Origin of the sequence: Paenibacillus sp. cl123, assembly GCF_900101595.1 — a bacterium.
In the GTDB taxonomy this organism is placed as follows: domain Bacteria; phylum Bacillota; class Bacilli; order Paenibacillales; family NBRC-103111; genus Paenibacillus_G.
In genome coordinates, this window is the sequence record NZ_FMYY01000004.1 from 334,727 (window position 1) to 358,446 (window position 23,720).

The window sequence follows — 23,720 nt, forward strand, 5'->3', positions numbered from 1 at the left end:
GCAGTCACGCCATGAACGGACGCTGCAGAAAGGAAAGAAGAGAAATGAATGAGGGCCGGGAACTGGCAAAATGGAAGTTCAGAAAAAATGTCGTTTACGAAAATGCGGCGCTTTGGCTGCTCGCGCTGCCCACAGTGGTTCTCCTGTTTATTTTCAACTATATACCCATGGGAGGCTTGATCGTTGCGTTCAAGGATTACCGCTATAACTTGGGAATCTTGGGGAGCGAATGGATCGGATTTCAAAACTTCGCATTTTTCCTCAACTCGCTGGACGCATGGCGCATTACCCGCAATACGCTGCTGTACGGCATCACCTTTATTATTGTCGGCATTTTTTTCGCCGTATTGATTGCGCTGCTGCTGTATGAAGTAAAGAACAAGCTGGCGCTCAAGTTTTTTCAGACGACGATGACGATTCCGCGGTTTCTGTCCTGGGTTATCGTTTCCTACATCACCTATTTGTTTTTAAGCCCGACGCAAGGGGTGCTCAATGATATACTGACAGGTATGGGACTTGCGCCGGTGATGTGGTTCAACGAGGTGAAGGCCTGGCCGTTTATAATCGTGCTTGTCAATCTGTGGAAGCATATCGGGCTGGATTGCATCATGTATTACGCCCTGCTGATGGGCATCGATTCCGAGCAGTTTGAAGCCGCGAAAATCGACGGCGCCAACCGTTTTCAGCAAGCGCTTCATATTTCCTTGCCTGCGCTGATGCCGCTGATGATCATACTCGGCATCTTGCAGCTGGCAAACATTTTCCGGGGCGACTTCGGGCTTTTCTTCCAAATCCCGCGTGACGTGGGGCTGCTGTATCCGGCGACCGATATAATCGATACGTATGTATTCCGCGGGCTGCGGGGGGGAGATATCGGACCGGCGGCGGCGGTAGGCTTCTTCCAGTCTGTGGTCGGACTGATTACGGTCGTCATCGCCAATGCGGCTGTGAAAAAAATTTCCCCGCAAAATTCGCTCTATTAAATGGAGGGTAGACGATGATCCGGACTCAAAAGGCCAGGGGGGCGGACAGATTCTCTTTCGCCGACTTGATCATATATGCATTTTTCATCACGTTTTGCGTGTTTGGTTTTGTGATCCCGCTGTTGTTTATTGTCTCGGTTTCGTTCACGAACGAGGACAGTCTGATCCTGGACGGCTTCAAGCTGATTCCCGAGAAGCTGGACTTTACGGCATACGAATACATCTTCTCGAATCCCGGCTCGCTGATTGACGCTTATACGGTGACAGCGCTGCAGGCGTTTGCGGGTACGCTGCTCGGTTTGCTGTTTATGTCCATGTGCGCCTACAGCCTTTCCAGACCCAATTTCAAAGCGCGCAAAGCTGTTTCCTTTTATCTCTTTTTCACCCTGATTTTCAGCGGAGGCTTAATTCCCACTTACATCCTGATGACGCAGTATTTGAATTTGGGCAATTCCTTCTGGGTGTATATTTTCCACCCTTGGCTCGTCTACGCCTTTTATGTCATTATAATCCGCACCTTTTTTCAGGGGCTTCCGCCCTCGTTGGCCGAATCGGCCAAGGTGGACGGCGCCGGCGAGATCCGGATATTTTTCCAGATCGTCTTGCCCATCTCCAAGCCCGTGCTGGCTACCGTAGCGCTGCTGACGTTGCTGGATCGGTGGAACAACTGGTTTACTACCTTTCTGTTTATTTCGGATATGAAGCTTTATACGCTGCAGTTTTTGCTGCAAAAGATTTTGCTCGATGCCCAAACGTTCCAGGCTATGATGGAAAACGCGCCGCCCGGCATCGTAGCGCCCAAGATCCCGACGGAGAGCCTGCGGTATGCCATGTGTATCGTAGCTGCGGGTCCAATGCTGTTCGTTTTTCCTTTTTTCCAAAAGTACTTTACGAAAGGGCTGACGGTAGGCGCGGTTAAGGGGTAGCTGTCACTTGTTATTTAGGAGGGCGGCACATGCGGCTTTCTTCAAATAAAACCTATCATTCACATACGGGGGGATGTAACTTGGCAAGCAGAAGATGGCTTGGCGCTGCGCTTGCGCCGCTGATGGCTGCGGCGCTTACGATGACGGCCTGCACGAACGGCAATTCGAATCCGGGGGGCGAAGCCGGAGGTGCGGCGAACACGCCTGCATCGGCGGCGAAGGACGACGGCACCGAGCAGGTCACGCTGAAAATTTTATATTCGGGACATGGCCCGCAAGCGGATACCCAGAAAGTATTCGACGAGTTTAACAAACGGCTTGGCAAATATTTGCCGAATACGACGGTTGACATCACGGTTGTCAACTCGGAGCAGTTCGAGGAACGGCTCCGCCTGATGCTGTCGGCGGGGGAGCAAGTCGATGTGGCCAACCTCGGCAGCGGGTCCGGCAATTCCAAAAACGATCTGGCCGTTGAAGCGAAGAAGGGCACCTTGCTGGCGCTGGACAACTATTTGGAGCAAACGCCGAAATTGAAAGCGTTTATCCCGCAATCGGTGTGGGACAAATCCAAAGTGGGCGGGCAAACGTATATGGTCGCCTCCTACGGTCCGATCAGCGACAAGTTTATCGGCTTGAAGTTCCAGAAGGAGCTGACGGACAAATACTTCCCGAATATTGCCGAGCTGGAGGGGACGCTGGTCAAGGACAACGGCCGCTTGACCCAGAAAACGTACGATCACCTGACAAGCTACCTGCAGACGCTGAAGGAAAAAGGCGAGATCCGGCGCGGCGTCAGCGTCGAGACGATGAAGTGGCTGCCTGAAAGGGCGTATTACTCCTTCTACAACTATGCGTTTGTGGCCGAGAAAGAAGATAAGAATGTCAAGGTGCTGCATTACTTCGAGCAGCCGGACGTGAAGATGATGTATAAGACGCATGCCGACTGGTATAAGGCCGGTTATGTGGAGAAGGATATTCTAAGCATGCAAAATCGGAGACAATACGAAAAGAAGCTGGACGGCAACGTGCTTTCCATGACAACGCAATATATAACGAGCCCGAAATTCCCGGAGATCGACTCGGATTTGCTGGACACGGCCTCGTACGGCTTCCCGGTCAAAACGGTCGCATGGGCCAAAAACTATTTTGAAAGCCCGTCCATTCCGGTAGGCTTCGTTATTCCCGTGACAAGCAAGCATCCTGAACGGGCGATGAAGTATTTGGAGGCGGTCAATACGAATTATGAGCTGGTCGAGCTGCTGACATATGGTATAGAAGGCGAGCATTTTACAAGAGACTCCATCGGAAAGCCGATGCCGATTCACAAAAGCAAGGAGCAGGCGCGTTATTCCTGGCCAAGCGGATTTGCAGGTTCCATGCTGGCGCCGACCGACCTGAACAAGGACCCGTATTCGGACTATGTCAGGGAGTTTCAAAATCCGGAGGCGCTGCCGATCCCGCTGAAAAACTTCAAGCTGAATATCACTCCGATCAAAAACGAGCTGGCGCAATACGACGCGGTCCGCAACGAATATGAGCTAGCGTTGTACAGCGGCGCTTCCGACAACTGGGAGAACACGCACACGGCGATGCTGGACAAGATGAAGAAGGCCGGGCTGCCGAAAATAATGGAAGAAATCCAGAAGCAGGTCGATGCTTACCTGGCGGAAAACCGGTAACGACTCGCAGCACGTCATCTATATCTAAAGATAGAAGCCAGAGAGGGCCGCTACGACGGCCCTCCTGCAAATAGGAGGTATGAAGCTATGCTGGCATTGCAGGACGCATTCGACTTATGTCTGGCCAAAGCTAAAGGACATATGACAAGGCTGAATTCGGAGCTATGGGATTTTCCCGAAGATTCGGATGGCGATTATTTCAGAAGAAGGGAGAGATGGACGCCGTTTCATCAGATTGGTTGTTGGGTTCCTTCCTTTATATCCGGCATGGGGGTGATGGCTTATGAGGTGACCGGCGAGCGGCCATTTCTGAAGTGGTGCAACAGCTTTGCAGGGCAATACCGGTCCAAGGTGAATGACTATGCGCATGAAACGATGCATGACCTCGGGTTCCTGTACAGCCCGTATTCGATCAAGCTGTATCGGCTGACCGGGAGCGAGGAGCATCGTCAGACCGCCTTGCGGGCAGCGGAGGTGCTGGCCCAGCGCTTCGTCGTACGCGGCGGATACATCAAAGCATGGGGGAGGATGAGCGATAACGAGCCGGGCTCCTGGGGCTACGGATTGACGATTATCGATTCGCTGATGAATATGCCCTTGCTGTTCTGGGCTTGGCAGGAAACAGGCAATTATTTTTATTATGATATCGCCGTCAAGCATTGCGATACGGTTGCAAAGCTTATGATTCGCGACGACTGCTCAGTATACCATGCCTACCGCTTTGACTTCGGAAGCGGAGAGCCGATAGGCGGCGAAAATTATTGCGGCTTCGGCAAGGAGAGCTATTGGGCCAGAGGCACGACATGGGCGATTTACGGGTATGCCGTCGCATACGGCTATACGAAAAAACCGGCCTATCTGGAACTGTCGTGCCGACTCGCTTCTGCATTTATCCGGGAGCTGGATGAACAGCTTGTTCCGGTATGGGATTTCAGGCTGCCGGAAGGGGCGGAGCCCCACAGGGACAGCTCGGCTGCTGCTATTGCCGCGTCGGCTTTTCTGGAGCTGGACAAATACCTCGAGCATGACTCGACGTATGCGCTATGGGCGGACCGCTTGATCGCGCGTTTGTCCGAACCGGATTATTTGAATGATGACCCGTCTGTTCCCGGGCTGCTGAAGCAGTCGAACGGGAAAGATGTGTACACGGTCTATGGCGATTTTTATTTTATGGAGGCCATCGGCAAGCGGCTGTCGGTGATTGACAGCTGCTGGTGATCGCTGGTACTGGTAATCAATCCGAGATGAAATGAGGGATCAATCATAAAAAAGCTTCGTGTATGGCTCCCTATTGTGATAACGCTTACAATGCTGCTGGGCATTTTGCTGCCTCCGGTGGATGGGACGGTATCTGCAGCAAGCAGCTTGACTGAATCGGCCACGACTTCCGTTCCTGCAACGCCTGAGGAAATGAACGACCGCTTTCCCGTGCTTCAAGCTCATGTCAACAGCCGGCTGATGGGCGGCAACGTGCGGGGCTTCGGAATGCTCGCTCAGTATGACTCCCCCGGCCCTCAAGAGATTTATGTGCGCCGCGTCACTCAGCCGGGGCAAAACGGAACATTCCATTACAACCCGATTACGTATGTGAAAGTAATCGATCCCGACGGGAATACGGCCGCTTATTATGATTTAACGGATCAAAACACGGCCGATCATAAAGCGGTGCTGACCATACCGAATGGCGGGGCCGGCATTTGGCGGATTTCCTATTACGGGGGCAGGCAGGACGACCGCTTGGAAATTGGCATTCCGGCAACCGATATTTGGGGAGTGAGAGGGGAGCAAAATCTGGGCGTTACGGAGACGACGCCGGTGACTTCCTATCTGTACTTGCCCAGAACGGTGCAGAAGGCTATCGTGATCAACTATAATCCGTCGAATCCATCGCTGCCGTCTTCCGTTTCGCTGTACGATGCCAATAACGCTCCGCTCGGCACTACGCAGTGGGTCAGCTCAAAAAGGCGAAACCAGCTGATTCTGAATCAGATTCAGAACCATGCCGGCAACGTATGGAAGGTCGTGCATTCCGGCGTTGCCGGGCAAAGCATCGCCTTCGACGGGGTTCCGGGTCTTCTGACGCCTACGCCGGAAGCGGCGCTCGCCTTGAGAGGAGGGACAATGGAAGCCGACGGAGGTTTGCTCGTGCAAGGTCCCGTTCAGGCCAAAGCCCGGGCCACGATGTATGCGATGAGAAACGCCAACTTCAATGTCGAGCTGGATTGGGACGGTCTGGAGCCTTCGGACTCCGTCAACTCTCAGCTGGATACTCTGCTGTATGGGGCCTACGGCGTGCTTTCCACGCTGAAGGACGGCTTGGCCTTTCAAAATCTGAACGCGGCCAGTCCCTATTTCGGAGCTTTCCCCAATCCTCCGCAGACGCTGACAGACCTTGACGCTCGCCTATCCTGGGAGAGCTTTCTGTATGGACCTAGGCTGAGCATTCACGAGCCGTCGACGCTGTCCACCGCCGCCTTCGCCGATTTGCCGCTGAATCCGGCTTATAACAACGAGGCGTTAATCAATCGCGCCGTCATCGGCTCGTTATTTCATATCGCCCAGATGCAAGGCGACGATCTGCTGCGCGAAAATACGCTGGAAGCGGATGATTACCCGATCTCCCATACGTTTTTCATCTATCCGTTGTCGATTGCGCTGCCTTATATGCAGCTGAAGGATAAGGTGGACCCCGCTACGCGCGAGGTATGGCGGCAAGGTCTGCTTGCCACCGGCGACAAGCTCGCCGACTTCATGTCTTACCAATCGAATCAATGGGCGCATATTATTCTCGGCCATCTGTATACGTACATGGCGACAGGAGAAGAGCGGTTCCTCGGGTATTTCGAGCGGATGATGGATTCTTATCTGAACGACTATCCCGACCGGGGCAAGCATGGCCAAAGTTCGACCGGGTACTTCCTCGAGGAGTTCGGTCCGGACGGCAACTATGAGGAGCTGAATCTCGTCAATGTGACGGACGCTTATTACCGCTATCGCGAGCTGCCCGGCGCCCGGGTCGATCTCGTCGCCAAGATGAAAGCGTCGATCGAGAAAAGCTTGAAGTTCCAAAGCTTCTACTATTTCCCGCTTCCGGAAGGAGCGCCGTATCAGCCGAACGACGGAACATTTATCTCTCCGACAGCCATGAATTCCCGGAATCAGCTCCACATGATGAATGAAGGGTATCCCGGTGAATTCGCTGCTTACCCCGAGTTTCCGATAGCGGCTGCGCGTTATGCGATGACAAGCGACCCTGGCGTGCTGGGCAAGGCGATGATCATGCCGTACGTCGCGAACACGGATGCCTGGCGGCAAAGACTGCTGACCTGGGGACTGGACACGAAGGACGAAGGATTTCCGGGCTCGGGCAGACGCCTCGCCGGTTATATGACCGATCAGATTCTTCATGCGTACAGCTTGCCGAAGATCGCGGCTCCGGAGCTGCTTCCCGCTCAGCAGGAGGAAGGGATATGGGAGCTGCCGGGATTATTCGCCTGGAAAAAGGGGGCTATGTACGGCGTTGTCCATTATGGCATTAATCCGGCGGCCTCACAAAGCAAATTCGGCGGCGCGCCGATGGCGCTGTGGAGTCCGGGCACCGGCCTGGCGCTGTCTTCCATGAGAAGCAACAAGGTGGCGAATATCCAGTCGCCGGCTGATATTACGTTCTCTGCGGTATACGGACAGGATCACAACGGCGCATTTTTCTATACCGGCAACGACAGCTCGACCTTCCAATGGCTCGAGCAGGATGAGTCGTTTGAGATTGTGTCGAATCTGGCCAAGGTCCCCGGTCAGCTGAAGTGGCAATATGAGCTGCTCGAGGACGAGGTGAAAATCAAAGCGGAGCTGGATACCAATCATCCCGTGACTAACGCCTATGTCAATCTGCCGTTTTCCTTATATCTGAAGGATGCCGTGCAAACATCGGACCCGCTCGCGCAAATCGAGCAGCCTGCCGACGGAAAATTCATTTACAAAATCGGCAATTCGGTGATGGAAGTCACTTGGCCGGAGCAGGTAGAGGCTCAAACCGCCGTTGTAGCCACGAACGGCTATGGCAACGTGTACAATTTGCGCCTGCCGCTGTCCGCGGGCAGCCAGACATTGGAATTCCGCATGAAAGCGTATGAGCTGGATGATCCGAGCGAACAACCGCAGGAGCAAGGAGACGTGAAGCTGACCGGCCCTTCCGAAATCCAATCGGGGCAATCCTTCGATCTGATCTACGGGCTGTCGAACGTGAGCTCAAGCGTCTATGCGAAATCGATGACGGTTCATTTCGATGCCAATACGCTGGCGTTTATGGGCGCCGATTCGCTGCAGCCTGACTTTACCGTCGTGGGCAGTACGTATGCCCCGGGCAAGGTCCGTATTTTGCAAGCCAGCACCAATCCGGCTGCTCCTGTTACCGGTTCATTGAACCTGCTGCAGCTTCATTTCCGGGCAATCGGCGGGACGGTGACGACGAATGTTTATGTGAGCGACATTGTCGCAGCCGATCAATTCGGAAATGAGCTTTCGTTGAACGGCGGCTCGGGGCTGCAGGTCAGCATCGCCGATGTAGATTCATCGGAATTGGCAGCGGCAATCGCAGAAGCACGTGCGGCTGCTGCTGCTGCCAAAGTACTGAATCCTGCATCTCCGCGCTGGGGCTATTACCCGCAATCGGCGATTGCGGCTCTGAACGAGGCGATCCTGACGGCGGAGAGCGTGCTGAATCAGACAGGAGCTAGCCAGGCTCAGCTGGACCAAGCGGCTCACACGCTGCGTTTGGCATTGACAGCCTTCTACGCGGCTGCCAGCCAACAGGCAGGGGTAGGGGACCTGGCCATCCTGGCGGCAAACTATGGGGCAACAAACGGGTCGCCTCACTGGGAGACGCTGCGCATCTTTGACTTGAATCAGGACGGCAGGCTGGATATTGCCGATCTGGTCGCTATCGCTAGGCGAATTTTGGGTCAGGGAGCTTAGACTTTGTGAGATTTTGAGAGAAGGAAAAAAGGGATGTCTTTCGGTCATCTAAAGATGATGGAAGGATATCCCTTCTTTTATTTGACAGACATTGGTTGCGGATATGCGCATGTGCAGCTGATTCATTAGCGTCACAAATATTAAATGAGATTAAATATTAATCAAACGAATTATAGCCTCGCAATTTGTCATCTGATGCCATGAAACGAGTTGTTGACATCGCTTGAAACGGTAACCTATAATCTATATGACACTTTACGGTGTCTTATTGAAAGTCCCCTTTCAAGCCGTCATTTAGAGGAAGAAAATGACGTTGACCTCACCCTTCGTTTTTCCGCACCCGACACCCATCGTGCACGCTCGGCCCGCTTTAATCGCTGCAAGCAAGTCTGTCTGCGCCGGATTAGTGGTACAATGTAAGTATGTCATGATGCAAGCCGAATTTAACAGGATCGGAAGGAGCCAAGCATGAGCGGAACGAATCAAGAGTATATCGTTATTACGGGAGCCAGGGAAAACAATCTGAAGAACATATCCTTGCGCATTCCGAAACGGAAAATTACCATCTTCACCGGCGTATCGGGCTCGGGCAAGTCATCGATCGTCTTCGATACGATCGCCGCCGAATCCCAGCGTCTGCTGAACGAAAACTTCAGCATGTTTGTCCGCAATTTTCTGCCGCGGTTTCCGCAGCCGGAAGCAGACGCGATCGAAAACCTGAGCATGGCCGTTATCGTGGATCAGAAGCGGCTGGGCGGCGGATCTCATTCGACGATGGGCACCATTACCGACATTTCTCCTATTCTCCGGCTCCTCTTTTCGCGGGTGGGTCAGCCCTATGTAGGACAAGCCCATATGTTCTCATTCAATGATCCGCAAGGCATGTGTCCTGAGTGCAACGGGCTCGGCCGCAGGCTTGGCGTTGATATGAACAAGGCGCTTGATATGTCCAAATCACTGAACGAAGGGGCGCTCCTGCTGCCTGACTATGGGGTGGGCAGCTGGGAATTTAATATGATCGTGGAGTCCGGGAATTTCGATCTCGACAAGAAGCTGAGCGATTATTCCGAAGAAGAGCTTGATAAGCTGCTGTATGCCAAGGCAAGTAAACTGCAGGTGCAGTTCGGCGGGAAAGCCATGAACATTACCGTAGAAGGCGTGCTGGAGAAGTTCACCAACAAGTACATCAAGCAGGATGTGAAGACAAAGTCCGAGCGCACACAACGGGCTGTAGCGCCGTTCATCTCCGAAGGCCCCTGCACAAGCTGCCGCGGCGCGAGACTTAGTCAAGCCGCGCTCAGCTGCAGGATCAACGGACGCAATATTGCCGAGCTGTCCTCGATGGAGGTTGGACAGCTTATCCGCGTCGTCCGGGAGATCAACGATCCTGCCGCGGCGCCGATCGTGAAGGCGCTGGCGGAACGGCTGCAGCATCTGGTCGATATCGGGCTCGACTATTTGACGCTGGACCGCGAGACGGATACGTTATCCGGCGGCGAGTCGCAGCGCGTCAAGATGGTGAAGCATCTGAGCGGCAGCCTGGTGGATGTCACCTACATCTTCGACGAGCCCAGCGTTGGCCTGCATCCCCGCGATGTACACCGGCTCAATGGATTGCTTCAGAAGCTGCGCGACAAAGGCAATACGGTCATCGTCGTCGAGCATGATCCCGATGTGATCAAGGTGGCGGATCATATCGTCGATGTCGGTCCTCACGCCGGCGGCCGCGGCGGCACGATTATGTATGAAGGAAGCTTCCAGGGCTTGCTGGAATCGGGTACGCTGACAGGCGATCATATGAGCCGGCCGCTTCAGCTGAAGCAGGACTGCCGTCAGCCGGCCGGCCGGCTGTCCGTCAAGGACGCCACGCTCCATAACTTGCAGCATGTAAGCGTAGATATTCCGACCGGCGTGCTGACCGTCGTTACAGGTGTCGCCGGCTCTGGCAAAAGTACGCTGATCAATGAAATATTCCTCAGCCAGCATCCGGACGCGATCGTCATCGACCAATCGGCGATAGGCGTGTCGACCCGCTCGAACCCCGCGACCTATACGGGCATTATGGACGATGTGCGCAAAGCGTTTGCTTCGGCGAACAAGGTGAACCAGGGCTTATTCAGCTTCAACTCCAAGGGAGCTTGCGAGAACTGCCAAGGATTGGGTGTCGTGTATGCGGATGTTGCGTTCCTGGACAGCGTGAAGCTCCCTTGCGAAGTATGCGAAGGCAAACGGTTCAAGGAAGAAGTGCTTGCGTACAAGCTGAACGGCAAGTCGATCGCCGAAGTGCTGGCGATGACGGTAGAGCAGGCTTTGGAGTTTTTTCAGATCAAGGAAGTCGTGCGCAAGCTCCAGGCGATGAGCGATGTGGGGCTGAACTATATTACGCTCGGCCAGCCGCTCAGCACGCTCTCGGGCGGGGAGTGCCAGCGCATCAAGCTCGCAAGCGAGCTGCATAAGAAGGGCAGCATCTACGTGATGGACGAGCCGACGACGGGTCTGCATATGTCCGACATCGGTCACCTCCTGGAGATTATGAACCGCCTGGTCGATGCCGGCAATACGGTCATCGTTATCGAGCATAACCTGGATGTGATCAGCCAAGCGGATTGGATCATCGATATGGGACCGGACGGAGGCAGCAAGGGCGGCCAGGTCGTGTTCGAGGGCCAGCCTTCGCAGATCGTCCATGCGGAGCAGTCGATTACGGGGAAATACTTGGCGGGATAAGGAAAGAAGATGAGCCTGGCATAAGAAGACGCCTCTAGCATATGGGGAAACGTTCCTACAGGAACAATACTCCATTATGAAAGAGGCGCTTTTTATGACCCTCAACCAAAAGCCCACTTATCGTTGCCCATTCAGCTAGATTCGGAGTAAACTGTTAGAATAACCGATAAAGGCGCTTGGCGGACAACGAGAAAAGGTGTGATGGCGGTCGTGAATTTCAAACGGAGGTTAGTCGTATATTCGATTCTGATCAGTACAATTCCCGTTTTGCTGGTGGGCTGGTTCGCTACGGTCATCTCTTCCAATAGCATTCAGGAAGAAGTGCAATTAAATCATCAGCTGCTGCTGAAACAAATCGAGTACCGGATTGATCAGTTGCTGAACAATCTGAACACCCAGGCTGTTATGATTGCTACCAATGCCTTGGTGGAGAAAGCGGTGGAGAGCGGTCCTGCTCAAGGCAGCTCGGTGGATGAAGCGATGGCCTTTCAGGAGACGCTGAAGAAGCAATCCAATTATTCGACGATCCGCTATGATATCTCATTAATTTACCGCAAATATGATCATGTGTATTCGACAGTCCGGCGGTCGATCCCCTTCAAAAATTCGCAGTATGAAACCATACTGAACAAAATGGCTACTAAACGGAACGCCCCGCTTATCGTCCCCCCCAGCATGCACGGGAATCCAGGATTAATCCTGATGAGGCCCGTTCCGTATCATTCCTATTATACCGAAGGCATTATTGCGCTTAACGTGGCTGCGGACGAGATGAACAAGCTGCTCGAGGACAGCGGTACGGAGCCGAATTACCATAGCGACGTATTAGTGGTCGATGCCGACGGCAAAATTATCGTCAGCAGCAGCGAACATTCGGTAGGCTCGCAGCTTATGACTTCCTCCGAGCTATACAAGTTTTGGAAAAGTCCGCAGGAAGAGAGCGGAGAATTTGTCCAAAACGGCGCCAAAATGAAGCTTACGGCTTTGAAATTGACCGGTTATGACTGGACGATTCTGGCCATGACGCCGGTCAGCGAGCTGAATGGCAAGGTCCAGCGAATTCAGCAGATCACATGGGCCATGATTTTGCTTCTAACGTTGTTCTGGCTTGTCATTTCCTTCACGGGCACACGACAATTGCATGCTCCGATCGAGAGGCTGTTGAAACGAGTGCCGCCGGAATATAGCCAAAACAGGCAGACGGGTGATGGGCTGTCCCTATTGGAAGCGCTTTTAACCGATACCCTGCATGACAACAAAACGCTCCGGCAGCAGTTTCATTCGCATCTGCCTTCCTTGCAGGAGAACATGTCGCATCACTTGTTGTGGGGCGATATGTCCGAGGCGGAAATTCTACATAAAGCCGATCAGCTGGGAATTTCGTTCAAGGGTTCGCAGTTCCGCGTGCTGCTGGCCGTCGTCGACAACTTCTCAAACTTTGCAGCCAAGTACCAAGGGAAAGATCAGTCGTTGATTCATTACGCGCTGCGGAAAATGATGGAGGAGATAGGCGAAGCCAGATATTCCTCATGTACGGCATTTACGCCGCAGCCCGGGCAAGTGGCGGTTATTGTGGGGGAGGCAAAGGCTATGCCGGCGGCGGAGAGTCAGCAGGCTTTGCTTGAGACGGCGATGGAAATTCGCCAAGCGGTGAATGCCTATTGCAAATTTACGGTCAGCGTATGCATCAGCGGCAGCCAGGCGGGACTGGCCGGCATCCGTCAATGTTACAGCGAGGCGCTCGAGCTGTCGTCATTCCGCATGCTGCTGGGGCCGAATACGACCATTACGGATAACCTGCTGGAGCCGGCGATGAAGCAAAATTCCAAGGAGATCGTCAGTCTTCACAAAAAAATGCTGTCAAGCCTTATAGCCGGCGACTTGGATCATACGAATGACTACTTGCTGCGTCTGACGGAACAGATCGAACGTACGGTGATTTACCCGGAGGCGGCGCTCGGCATGTATGCCCACTTTCTCGTCGAGCTGGATGCCTGCTTGCTCGAGCTGGGGCATGAGCTTGCAGACATGTTTCCGGACAATCTGCACACGAAGCTGTACCGGTTTGATACCGTGGCCGAGATTCGCAACTGGTTGTCCGAGGACGTGTTTCCGGTCATTGCAGCCTCGCTGAAGGAAAGCGCCGTCTCCGAGCAGGAGAAAGCGGTTCGAGCTGTACTGCAAAGCGTCGAGGAGAACTGGGATGCGGATCTCATGCACATTGCCGGACTGCACCGGATTTCGGTTCCAAATTTGAGCCGGGCGTTCAAGGAGAAGCTCGGCGAGAATTTCTCGGACTACTTGATCCGTTCGCGGATGACAAAAGCCAAGGAATGGCTGGCCCATACTCGAATGCCGATAGCGGAAATCGCCGAACGGCTGAACTATTCCAACGTGCAAAATTTCAACCGGATCTTCAAGCAGCATACGGGGATGACGCCCGGCGCCTACCGGAACCGAACGGAAGAACAATAAGCGGGACAAGCAGCGGAAATGCGCTATTCAAGCGGTTTCCGCTGTTGTTTTATCCTTCATTTCATCCGATAATCATCGCTTGCAAGGAAGCGAAAACGTGATTATTGCGCTTCATGCCGGATTCCCGATACGATGGCCTCAGTCCAAAGAGACAATCCAAACAAAAACTGAAAGGGGCAGAAACATGAAATTACTCAAACGCAAAACATGGACCTCCGTATGCTTGATGACGGTGCTCGCATCGACTTCCATGCTGGCCGCATGCTCGTCGGGAGGCTCCGGGTCTGCCGGGTCGGCTACCCGGAATCCGGTCAAGGAGGAGGCGAAGGCGCCGGTCAAGCTGAGCGTTCTGACGACGCATCTCAATTCGGAATACGCCAAGCAGGTGAAAACGGCCGATGATCCTTACATCAAGGAGCTTTCGAAATTATCAGGATACGATCTGAGCTTCGAGTTTCTGGGCCATGCGGCCGACTATGATCAGCAATTGACAGTCCGGTTCGCATCGAGAAATTTGGCGGACCTCGTTCGAACGCCAAACATCGAATATAAGAGCCATCCCGGCGCTATTGATGAAGGCGTTTTCACGGAACTGGGCCCTTTATTGGATAAGTACGGGCCAAATATTAAAAAAAATGTCCCCAAAGAGGCATGGGACAGTCCATCGGTCAGCAAGAACGGGAAGATTTACGCCATTCCGGCGATCGGGGCGCTGCCGGCTTCCAAGGTGGTGTACATCCGCCAAGATTGGCTCGATCAGCTGGGGATGAAGCAGCCGAAGACGGTTGACGAATACTTGGCTTTCTTCGAGGCGGTCAAAACGAAGGATATGAACGGCAACGGCAACCCGAACGATGAATACGGCCTTTATGTCCGTGAGAACTTGGGGTACGCGGATTTGTTTTTCAAGGAATTCGGCGTTTCCCCTCATGCCTGGAATATAAGCAACGGCGAGCTGATTCCCGACATGATCCGGCCGGAGATGAAGGACGCGATTAAGTTTTGGAAGATGCTGTATGACAAAGGTTATGTGAATCCGAATTTGTTTACGAACAAGGGCGCGGACTGGAGCGCGGGCATACTGCAAGGCAAAGGCGGCGTGTGGGTACATGATATTCAGAACTACAGCTTAGGCTGGGCGCCCAAAGCTTTCGTCAATCAGCCGAACGCCAAAGTCGATATCATCGATCCGCCCACCGGCCCGAAGGGCAAAGGCGCCTTAAGCTTGCAATATGATGGCGTGTATTACGTGTGGGTCATTCCGACGACTTCGAAGAATGCGGTGGAAGCGATCAAATTCCTCGATTGGATATGGTCGGAGCAGGCAGACCGGTTTTTCGCCTATGGCGTCGAAGGTCTGAACTATACGGTGGAGAACAACGAGGTGAAATGGAATCAGCAAGTATCCGTCAACGGCGTAGCGACCAATCCCTCGTATTACCAAAGAATTATCAACCCGCGCGGCGACGGCCTGATGAATCCGGATGTATTGAAGTTCTCTCCCGACGCCGCCATGCTGACCAAGGGCATAGAGGTTGCCAAAAATGCGCTGATCAAGCATGACGGCCTGAATATGCCTGCGCCCAAAGCGTTCGAGACGAATCCTGAGCTTGCGCCGGGCAATGGCTACTCGGTCGGCGGCTTGTTCCTGGACATGTTCGCCAAGGTTGTGACAGGCAAGGAAGAGCTGGACCCGGCCTTCGACGCCTTCGTCAAGGAATGGAAGCGTCGCGGAGGCGAAGAAGCGATCAAGCAAGCGACGGACTGGTACAACAAAAACAAAGGGAAATAATGGAGAGAGCCCGCAAAACACGAATGATTTTTTTTGCGGGCTGCTCGCCTACTATCGGCGATGGAGAAGAGGGAGATTATGCTGAAGAAAGTAATGGGAAATGACAAGCTGCTCGTATTTCTGCTGATGCTCCCCGGCATTTTGCATTTTATAATTTTCAAATATGTGCCGCTTGCGGGAAATATGATTGCCTTCCAGGATTACAGCATGTTCAAGGGGATATGGAACAGCCCGTGGGTCGGGTTCAAGCATTTTGTCACGATCTTCACCTATGAAGAGTTTTTCCAGGTGGTGCGCAATACGATGCTCTTCAGCCTGATGTCGATTGTTTTCGGCTTCCCGGCTCCGTTAATATTGGCGCTGCTGCTGAACGAGCTGACCAAGATGTGGTTCAAGCGCTCGATTCAGACGCTGCTGTATTTGCCGCATTTCCTGTCATGGGTCATCGTGGGCGGCATCTTCATCAATCTGCTATCCACCGAAGGCGTGATGAACTCCCTGCTGTCTCTGCTTGGAATGGAGCCGATCGATTTCCTGACCAGCACGGAATATTTCCGCGGTATGATCATTTCCATCGGCATCTGGAAAGGAATCGGATGGGGGACCATCATATATTTGGCGGCGCTGGCAGGGGTTAACCCCAACTTGTACGAGGCGGCCGTGGTGGACGGCGCCGGACGGTGGAAGCAGATGTGGCATGTCACGCTGCCGGCGCTCATGCCGACCATCGTCGTGCTGTTTCTGCTGCAGATCGGGAGCGTGCTCGAGTCCAATGTGGAACAAATCCTGATCTTCCTCAATCCGCTTGTACGGGATGTCGGGGAAGTCGTCGATACGTATGTGTATCGCGTGGGGCTGTTGAATGCCCAATTCAGTTATACGACGGCGATCGGGCTGTTCCAGTCCATCGTAGGACTTGTGCTGGTCATATCGCTGAACGCGTTAGCCAAGAAAACATCCGGCGAAAGCATCTATTAAGGGAGGCCAGACGAATGGTAACTTCAAAATCGGGTCGGGCCGCCACTGCGCTGATCGGCATCGTCTTGACGCTTATCGCGCTATCCATGGTGGTTCCCCTTATTCATTTGTTGGCCGTTTCGCTCAGCGATCCCGTGTATGCCAACGCCAAGCTCGTTTATTTGTGGCCCAAAGGCTTCCATCTGAACGTATACAAAACAATTATCGGCATGGAGCCGTTGTGGCGTTCCATGGGGGTCACCATTTTCATCACGGTCGGCGGGACGCTGCTGCATCTGTTCTTTACCTCGACGATGGCATACGGGCTGTCGAGGCCATTTGCTCCAGGCAAAAAGATCATTCTCCGGCTGGTGCTGGTCACGTTTATTTTCTCCGCGCCGCTTATCCCCACGTATCTGGTCATCAGCGGACTGGGACTGGAAAATAAGCTGATCGCCTTGATGCTGCCCGGAGCGGTCAACGCCTTCGGCGTCATTATTATGAAAACATTCTTCCAAGGATTGTCTTCCGAGCTGTTCGACGCCGCCAAAATTGACGGCTGCAGCGAGCTGGGGATATTCACCCGCATTGCACTGCCATTATCTTTGGCGGGCATTGCGACGCTGGCTCTATTTCACTCCGTAGGGATATGGAATTCGTATTTCTCCGCGCTGCTGTATATTCAGAACAAAGAGCTGTATCCGCTGCAAATTTTATTGCGCAGTCTGGTTGTCGAAGAAAACGCCAGCTTCAGGCAGGGCGGGGCCGGGGAAGTTATCACGTCCACGCCCGAAATGATGAAGGCCGGCATTATTTTATTCGCTACAGCTCCCATTTTGCTCGTGTATCCGTTTCTCCAAAAGTTTTTCGTCAAAGGCGCCATGCTCGGTTCCTTGAAGGAGTAAGCAGCCGGCGTCTATCCCAAGGAGGATGAAAAATGAAGAAGGTTATTTTCGCATTGCTGGCAGCAGCCGTATGGCTTAGCGTATTTGCCTTGCCTTCTGTTCATGCATCGGATGAATTTGACGCGCTCCGACTGAAGTACCGGGATACGTTAACCGGGGGCGCGATGGATCAGAACGACCCGTACATCGCCGCCAAAATACAAGTGATCGAAGCGGATGCAGCCGTCTATTGGTCCACGCAAAATGCGAATAAGGTGTGGGCTGACTACGAGAGTCTTAGCGCCGCCGATCCGGCTTATACCGCTTACTCGTACAGACGGCTGAAGTCGATGGCGCTGAGCTGGTCGCTTCAAGGCTCCGTCCATTACCAGAACAGCGCGCTGCTTGGCGATATCCTTCAGGGGCTGGAATGGCTCTACACGCACCGCTATAACGAAACGACATCCAGGTATGGAGGCTGGTGGTGGTGGGAAATCGGAACGCCGTTCGAGGTGATCGACGTCACCGTTATCTTGTATGACCAGCTTACCGCCTCACAACGGACGAAATATATGAATGCGGTGCAGCAGTTTGTTCCCGCTCCGATCAGAACGGGGGCCAATTTGACTGACGCCTGCAAAATTGTCGCTTTAAGCGGCGTCATCACGAAGAACGGGACCAGGATTCAGGCTGCTTCCGATGCCATGAGCCAAGTATTTCCTTATGTGACGGCACTCGATGGCTTTTATAAAGACGGCTCGTTCGTGCAGCATGAGGTGTATCCGTATGCGGGAGGATACGGCGATGCGCTGCTTGCCAGCCTGAGCGTAACGCTGGATCTGCTAAGCGGTTCTACCTGGGACCAAACCAGTCCGCAAAAGGGAAATGTATACAACTGGGTGTTCGATACATTCGAAACCGCGCTGAACCGGGGTTCCATGATGCAGGCTTTTATGGGGCGTTCGCATGCCAGATTTGCCAACACGGGCAATATCATGTCCGCTATTTACAACATTTCCCGGATGTCCGGCAACCCGCACAGCCATGAGATGAAGCGCTTGATCAAATATCATATTCAGAACAGCGACGAGAAGCTGATGTATGAAAGCCTCTCGCTGTACGCTTATTCGGGAATCAGGCAACTTATGGACGATGCGGCGGTTACGCCGAGACCTGTGCCGCCCGGCAATTATCAGCTATATAACGAGGATGTTGCCGTGCATCACGCGCCCGGCTGGTCGCTGGCCGTCCGGAATCATTCGACGCGTATGGCGAACTTCGAAAGCTTCGGCGGGGCTAATAGGGAGCCTTGGTATCAAGGGGATGGCGTCACTTATTTATACACCGCTCCCCGCGATTTCACGGACAATTATTTCACCACCGTAGATAATCATCGTCTGCCCGGCATTACTGTGGATGTGGACCGTTCCCGGGTTAATGTCAGTCCGCGGTCCGAGCTGGGCGGCTTCCGAAGCGAGCAGGACTTTGTCGGAGGAGTCGAGCTGGAAGGCGCGTACGGCGTGACGAGCATGGACTTTAAGCAGCATAACTACGGCAATATGGATGTAGAAGCGAAAAAATCATGGTTTATGTTCGACGATGAAGTTGTGGCCGTAGGCTCGGGCATATCGAGCACTTCCGGAAGAGGGATCGAGACGATTATCGACAACCGGGCGATTGACAGCGGCGGCGGCAATGCGCTCACGGTGAACCATATCGCCAAGCCTGTCAGTTCAGGCTGGTCGGAGACGATGACTGGCACGCAGTGGGCGCATCTGGAAGGCGTCGGGGGCTATTATTTCCCCGGAGGGACGACACTGCACGGGTTGAGGGAGCAGAGAGCAAGAGCGGCTCGGGAGATCAACACAGCCAGCTTTCCGAGAAATAGCGAGTTCGATTCCGCTTATCTGAACCTGGCCTGGAGATGGATTCGGGAGGATGCGACGCATTGGAAGCTGACCGGGACGGGGACGCCGGTAAATGAGCTCGTCTTAACGACTCACGCCGGATCGCTGGCGGGATCGGCCAATTCCACCAAGAACATCCTGACATTCGATGCGGCAAGCGGGGACTATTATACGACGACAAAGCTGAGCTTCGCTCCGACAGAGGTTCAGCAGGAGGCTGGGCTAATTCTTTACCTGGATGACGATAATTACGTCTCGGTATCCAGAGCGCGGACAGCGGCAGGGAACATGTTGCTGGCGACAAATGAAGTAGACGGAGTGACGACGGCGCATAGCGTAGCAGATACGTTCGGCAGCACCGTACATCTGAAGCTGGAGAAGCAGGGCGATCAATACTCGGCCTATGCCAGCGGCGACGGAGTGAGTTGGGGCGCACCGATCTATACGTACAGCCGTACTTTCGACGTTCCAATCGGGAGGAAGCTGGCGAGCGGTTTGTTCGCGCAGAATGGCGCTGCGTCCGGCGCAGCAGAGATCGAAGCCAGATTCGATCGGATCGACACGCTGCTGACGAATCATTTTTTAACACTGTGGCAGGACCATGACGTAAATCCGGCGGATCAAACCTACAGCTACGTCCTGCTGCCGACCATGACAAGCGGTCAAGTGGCCGGATATGCAGCCAGTCCGGAGATTGAAGTGCTGGCTCAGACTGAGTCTATCCATGCTGTCAAGGAAAATACGCTTCAACTGCTGGGCGCCGTATTCTGGCAGCCTGGCGGCGGAACGGCGGATTATGTGTCAAGCCGAGACGCCAGCTCCGTTATGGTGCGGAATGCAGGTACGGTGCTGCATGCTGCGATCTCCGATCCTACCCGCCGCCAGTCCAAGGTGGTCGTGGAGCTGAATAGGAAGGGTACGGGCGTGATCGATAAAGATCCGGAGGTGACCGTCGTCCGCCTCGCACCAACGATCATTCTTGAGGTCGACGTCAGCGGCGATCCCGGCAGGTCGTTCCATGCTTCGATCTCGTACGATACGTCGAATCCCGGGCTTCCTTCCAATGCGCCAACCGGACTAGAGGGAGTCTATGATCATAGCGCGGGAGCCGCAAGCTTGAACTGGCATGCGATGCCGGGAGCGGCCAGCTACGCGGTTTACCGGAGCACGAATAGCGGCGGACCGTATTCGGCGATTGCCTCCGGACTAACCTCTCCGGCTTACACGGACGTTTCAGCGGACAACCCGCCTTATTATTACAAAGTGACCGCTTCGAACGCCTATGGGGAGAGCGCTTATAGCGAGGAATTGCGGATCGATTCCGACATCACGCTGCGACTAGCTCCAGTGGCGGACACCTATGTGCGGGATGGAGCGGATGCCGCGAATAATTTCGGCACAGCGCCTCTCCTGGTCGTCAAGCAGGCAAGCGCCACTTCGCCGGGCTACAGCAGGCATACGTATCTCAAATTCGACCTTTCCGGCATTCAGGCCAGTAGCATCGTATCCGCCAAGCTGCATCTGAACGGCAGAGTGATTGACGGGAACTCCATCCAGATGAGCGCCTACGGGGTCGATGACGACAGCTGGCAGGAGAATCTGATGACCTGGAACACGAAGCCGGCGATGAACAGCCTGCAAACGACGGTTCCCGTCGATAAAGCGGCTAACGACTGGCGGATTTTCGATGTCACCTCATACGCCCAAAGCCAGTTCGCAGGGGACAAGGTTATCAGCCTCGGATTGAAGACGCCTACGGGAGCGGGCACCAACTATGACAGCCGGGAAGGCGGCGTCAAGCCGTACCTGGAAATCAAGGTGAACCGGGGGATGGAACTCCCTACTGCGGCGGATGCTTATGTGCGGGACGGAAGCTATGCAAGTTTCAATTACGGGAACGATGTTTCGCTAGTCGTGAAGCGGCAGCAGGTGGCCGACTACGGGAGACTTTCTTATCTCAAGTTCGACCTGGGCTCCTTGCAGGGCGCAAGGATTGATTCAGCCCGGCTGTATGTGCACGGCAAAGTCGTGGATGGAACCGGGACGACTTCCAGCATCGAAGCGCATGGCGTCGATGACGACAGCTGGACGGAGACTGGGATTACCTGGAACAACAAGCCCGCGCTAAGCTCGCTGCAATCCACCGTGAGTATAGACAGCGTGGCGAACGGGTGGAGGGAGTTCGATGTGACCGCCTACCTGCAGGCGCAATTCGCCGGGGACGGGACGGCCACGATCGCGCTGAAGGATCTGGGCGGATACGGGTCTATCTTCTCCAGTAAAGAGGGAAGCGCCAAGCCGTATTTGAGAGTGACGATGGCGAAGACACTGCCGCCTTCAGCTGATGCTTATGTGCGGGACGGCGCTTATGCAGACCTTAATTATGGGGCTGATTCGTCGCTTGTCGTCAAGAAAGTCGGGTCCGTCGGCTTTGCCCGGCAAGCTTATCTGAAATTCGACCTTAGTAAAATTCGTGCAGCGAACGTTGGCTCCGCAAAGCTCCACGTATACGGCAAAGTGGTAGACGGCACCGGGACGACCTCCAGCGTCGAAGCGCATGGCGTCGATGACGACAGCTGGACGGAGAGCGGCATCACCTGGAACAACAAGCCTGCGCTAAGCTCGTTGCAATCGACTACGAGTATAGGCAGCGCAGCCAACGAGTGGCGGGAATTCGATGTCACCGCTTATGTCCTAAGCCAGCTTACCGGCAATAAGACGGCGACGATCGGGCTGAAGGATCTGGACGGATATGGGTCTATCTTTACGAGCAAGGAAGGGGCGATGGCTCCGTACTTGAGCTTTACGGATAACTGAGTTTAGTTAAGCTTCATATTGGTATAGAACCATCCGGAGGTTTTCTCCGGATGGTTTTTGGCGTTGTTGGCTGATACAAAGGGATATCGATAAAGTATACCATCGTATAATATCCGCCCCTAACCGCCTGTGTTAAATTGAATGACAGATCAAGGATGAAAGGACAGATGAGAAATGAGGCGGACATTGCAATGGAATGGCTTGTAACAATTCATGTGCTGGCAGCGGTGCTTGGCATCGGACCGACGTATTTCGGCCATATTTTACTGCGGAAGAAGCAGCGCCGGGATCAGCTGCTTCAGTCGTTGTCGTTGTTCGGGCAGCTGAACTACTTTCCCAAAATCGGCGGTTCGCTTGCCGTCGTTTCGGGTATTCTGCTCGTTGCGCTGACGGGCTGGAAGTTTTCGGATCTGTGGATTCTCGGGTCGCTGATTTTGTACGTACTCGTTCAGGTGGTCGCGGTAGGTATGCTGGGTCCGGTATTGAACCGGCTTATTCAGACGCTGAACGGGGCGAAGGAACAGGAACGCGATTTGTCAGCGGACAGCTCGGCGCTTCTTGCCAGAGCCAACCGGCTGTATAATACGGCTTCTACTATGGGAACGATTCTGATCCTGTTAATGATCGTAAAACCAATGTAAGGAATTGAGTGGAGAAGGAACCTATACTAGTCAATTGGAGGAATTAAAATGAATCATTTACAGGGAAAAGTTGCTTTCGTATCGGGAGGAGGCCGCGGCATCGGAGCAGCTTCGGCAGTGGCGCTGGCTCAGCTCGGGGCCAAGGTGGCCGTGAATTATGTGCGTCAGGCGGATTCGGCGCAAGCCGTCGTAGACCAGATTCGCGAAGCCGGCGGAGAGGCTATGCTGGCCAAAGCGGATGTCCGCGATCCCGAACAGGTGAAGGAAGCGCTGGCTTCTATTCGGGAAGCATGGGGCGACATCGACATTCTGGTCAATAACGCGCATATGTCCTTCGTCATGAAGCCGCTGGTCGAGATGCAGTGGGAAGAGCTTGCCCAAAAGATGAACGACGAAATGAAAGCGGCCTTTACTTTGACGAAAGCCGTGCTGCCTGCCATGATCGAAAGGAAAAACGGGAGAATCATATACATCTCCAGCGATGCGTCCGTTGTCCCCTTGCCTTATATGGCCGCGCATGGCTCGGCCAAAGCGGCGCTCGATACGTTTGCCAAATATGTGGCGCTGGAGAGCGGCCCTTATGGCGTGACGGCCAACGTCGTCTCGCCTGGATTGGTCGAGACGGAGGCGTCAGAGGTAACGCCAGCGGCCGTCAAGCAGCAGCTTGCCGCCATGACTCCGCTGCGGCGGGTGGCTGTGCCGGATGACATTGCGGGCGCCATTGCGTTTTTCGCAAGCGAGGAGAGCCGGTTCGTCACCGGAACGTCGATGAGCGTGAATGGCGGCAGCTATATGAATTAAATTTTGAGGGAATAAGCGGCGCATAAGGCGCTTTTCCTCAGAGTCGAAACGCCCTTCTTCTGACTTAATGAGTCAGGCGAGGGGCGTTTTGATGTTGCGTTTGACTGGCATGGCCGTCCCTACGCAAAATAAAGGAATATGGAAAGATGCGGCGAAA

At 54.0% G+C, this 23,720-nt stretch carries 13 protein-coding genes; all 13 read left to right on the forward strand.

The window, feature by feature from the left end; genetic code table 11:
* Positions 1-44 precede the first annotated feature (44 nt).
* The 13 genes from BLR08_RS10605 to BLR08_RS10665 all read left to right on the forward strand — a co-directional run bounded on the left by BLR08_RS10605 (position 45) and on the right by BLR08_RS10665 (position 23,563).
* Entirely contained in the window at positions 45-983 is a 939-nt protein-coding gene (locus BLR08_RS10605) for an ABC transporter permease (protein ID WP_072329155.1), read from the forward strand.
* A gap of 14 nt (positions 984-997) precedes the next feature.
* On the forward strand, positions 998-1,909 hold the full coding sequence (locus BLR08_RS10610; RefSeq protein ID WP_072329156.1) for a carbohydrate ABC transporter permease: 912 nt from the start codon (positions 998-1,000) through the stop codon (positions 1,907-1,909).
* Between the two features lie 80 nt (positions 1,910-1,989).
* Positions 1,990-3,588, forward strand: coding sequence for an extracellular solute-binding protein (locus tag BLR08_RS10615; protein WP_176835476.1), 1,599 nt, complete (start codon positions 1,990-1,992; stop codon positions 3,586-3,588).
* Between the two features lie 87 nt (positions 3,589-3,675).
* Positions 3,676-4,806 carry a glycoside hydrolase family 88 protein gene (locus BLR08_RS10620; protein WP_072329158.1) on the forward strand — a complete coding sequence of 377 codons (1,131 nt, stop codon included), beginning with the start codon at positions 3,676-3,678 and terminating at the stop codon, positions 4,804-4,806.
* Positions 4,807-4,881: 75 nt separating this feature from the next.
* Positions 4,882-8,562 carry a cohesin domain-containing protein gene (locus BLR08_RS10625; RefSeq protein ID WP_143014357.1) on the forward strand — a complete coding sequence of 1,227 codons (3,681 nt, stop codon included), beginning with the start codon at positions 4,882-4,884 and terminating at the stop codon, positions 8,560-8,562.
* 468 nt (positions 8,563-9,030) lie between these two features.
* Complete coding sequence (locus tag BLR08_RS10630; RefSeq protein ID WP_072329160.1) at positions 9,031-11,289, forward strand: ATP-binding cassette domain-containing protein; 2,259 nt, start codon at positions 9,031-9,033, stop codon at positions 11,287-11,289.
* 210 nt (positions 11,290-11,499) lie between these two features.
* Positions 11,500-13,764: a helix-turn-helix domain-containing protein gene (locus tag BLR08_RS10635; protein ID WP_176835477.1), complete on the forward strand. Its 2,265-nt coding sequence runs from the start codon at positions 11,500-11,502 to the stop codon at positions 13,762-13,764.
* 184 nt (positions 13,765-13,948) lie between these two features.
* Positions 13,949-15,556, forward strand: a complete 1,608-nt coding sequence (locus BLR08_RS10640; protein ID WP_143014358.1) for an extracellular solute-binding protein — start codon at positions 13,949-13,951, stop codon at positions 15,554-15,556.
* A 78-nt stretch (positions 15,557-15,634) separates the two neighbouring features.
* Positions 15,635-16,534: an ABC transporter permease gene (locus BLR08_RS10645; RefSeq protein ID WP_072329163.1), complete on the forward strand. Its 900-nt coding sequence runs from the start codon at positions 15,635-15,637 to the stop codon at positions 16,532-16,534.
* A 14-nt stretch (positions 16,535-16,548) separates the two neighbouring features.
* Positions 16,549-17,418 carry a carbohydrate ABC transporter permease gene (locus tag BLR08_RS10650; RefSeq protein WP_072329164.1) on the forward strand — a complete coding sequence of 290 codons (870 nt, stop codon included), beginning with the start codon at positions 16,549-16,551 and terminating at the stop codon, positions 17,416-17,418.
* Positions 17,419-17,450: 32 nt separating this feature from the next.
* Positions 17,451-22,121, forward strand: a complete 4,671-nt coding sequence (locus BLR08_RS10655; RefSeq protein WP_072329165.1) for a CBM96 family carbohydrate-binding protein — start codon at positions 17,451-17,453, stop codon at positions 22,119-22,121.
* Between the two features lie 191 nt (positions 22,122-22,312).
* Entirely contained in the window at positions 22,313-22,762 is a 450-nt protein-coding gene (locus BLR08_RS10660) for a DUF2269 family protein (protein WP_072329246.1), read from the forward strand.
* A gap of 48 nt (positions 22,763-22,810) precedes the next feature.
* On the forward strand, positions 22,811-23,563 hold the full coding sequence (locus tag BLR08_RS10665; RefSeq protein WP_072329166.1) for an SDR family NAD(P)-dependent oxidoreductase: 753 nt from the start codon (positions 22,811-22,813) through the stop codon (positions 23,561-23,563).
* Positions 23,564-23,720: the final 157 nt, after the last annotated feature.

Excerpts from the sequence above, each read along its gene's own strand:
- BLR08_RS10610 (WP_072329156.1), top strand. The coding sequence starts at position 998 with ATGATCCGGACTCAAAAGGCCAGGGGGGCGGACAGATTCTCTTTCGCC.
- BLR08_RS10620 (WP_072329158.1), top strand. The coding sequence starts at position 3,676 with ATGCTGGCATTGCAGGACGCATTCGACTTATGTCTGGCCAAAGCTAAA.
- BLR08_RS10645 (WP_072329163.1), top strand. The coding sequence starts at position 15,635 with ATGCTGAAGAAAGTAATGGGAAATGACAAGCTGCTCGTATTTCTGCTG.
- BLR08_RS10605 (WP_072329155.1), top strand. The coding sequence starts at position 45 with ATGAATGAGGGCCGGGAACTGGCAAAATGGAAGTTCAGAAAAAATGTC.
- BLR08_RS10630 (WP_072329160.1), top strand. The coding sequence starts at position 9,031 with ATGAGCGGAACGAATCAAGAGTATATCGTTATTACGGGAGCCAGGGAA.
- BLR08_RS10660 (WP_072329246.1), top strand. The coding sequence starts at position 22,313 with ATGGAATGGCTTGTAACAATTCATGTGCTGGCAGCGGTGCTTGGCATC.
- BLR08_RS10665 (WP_072329166.1), top strand. The coding sequence starts at position 22,811 with ATGAATCATTTACAGGGAAAAGTTGCTTTCGTATCGGGAGGAGGCCGC.
- BLR08_RS10650 (WP_072329164.1), top strand. The coding sequence starts at position 16,549 with ATGGTAACTTCAAAATCGGGTCGGGCCGCCACTGCGCTGATCGGCATC.
- BLR08_RS10640 (WP_143014358.1), top strand. The coding sequence starts at position 13,949 with ATGAAATTACTCAAACGCAAAACATGGACCTCCGTATGCTTGATGACG.
- BLR08_RS10655 (WP_072329165.1), top strand. The coding sequence starts at position 17,451 with ATGAAGAAGGTTATTTTCGCATTGCTGGCAGCAGCCGTATGGCTTAGC.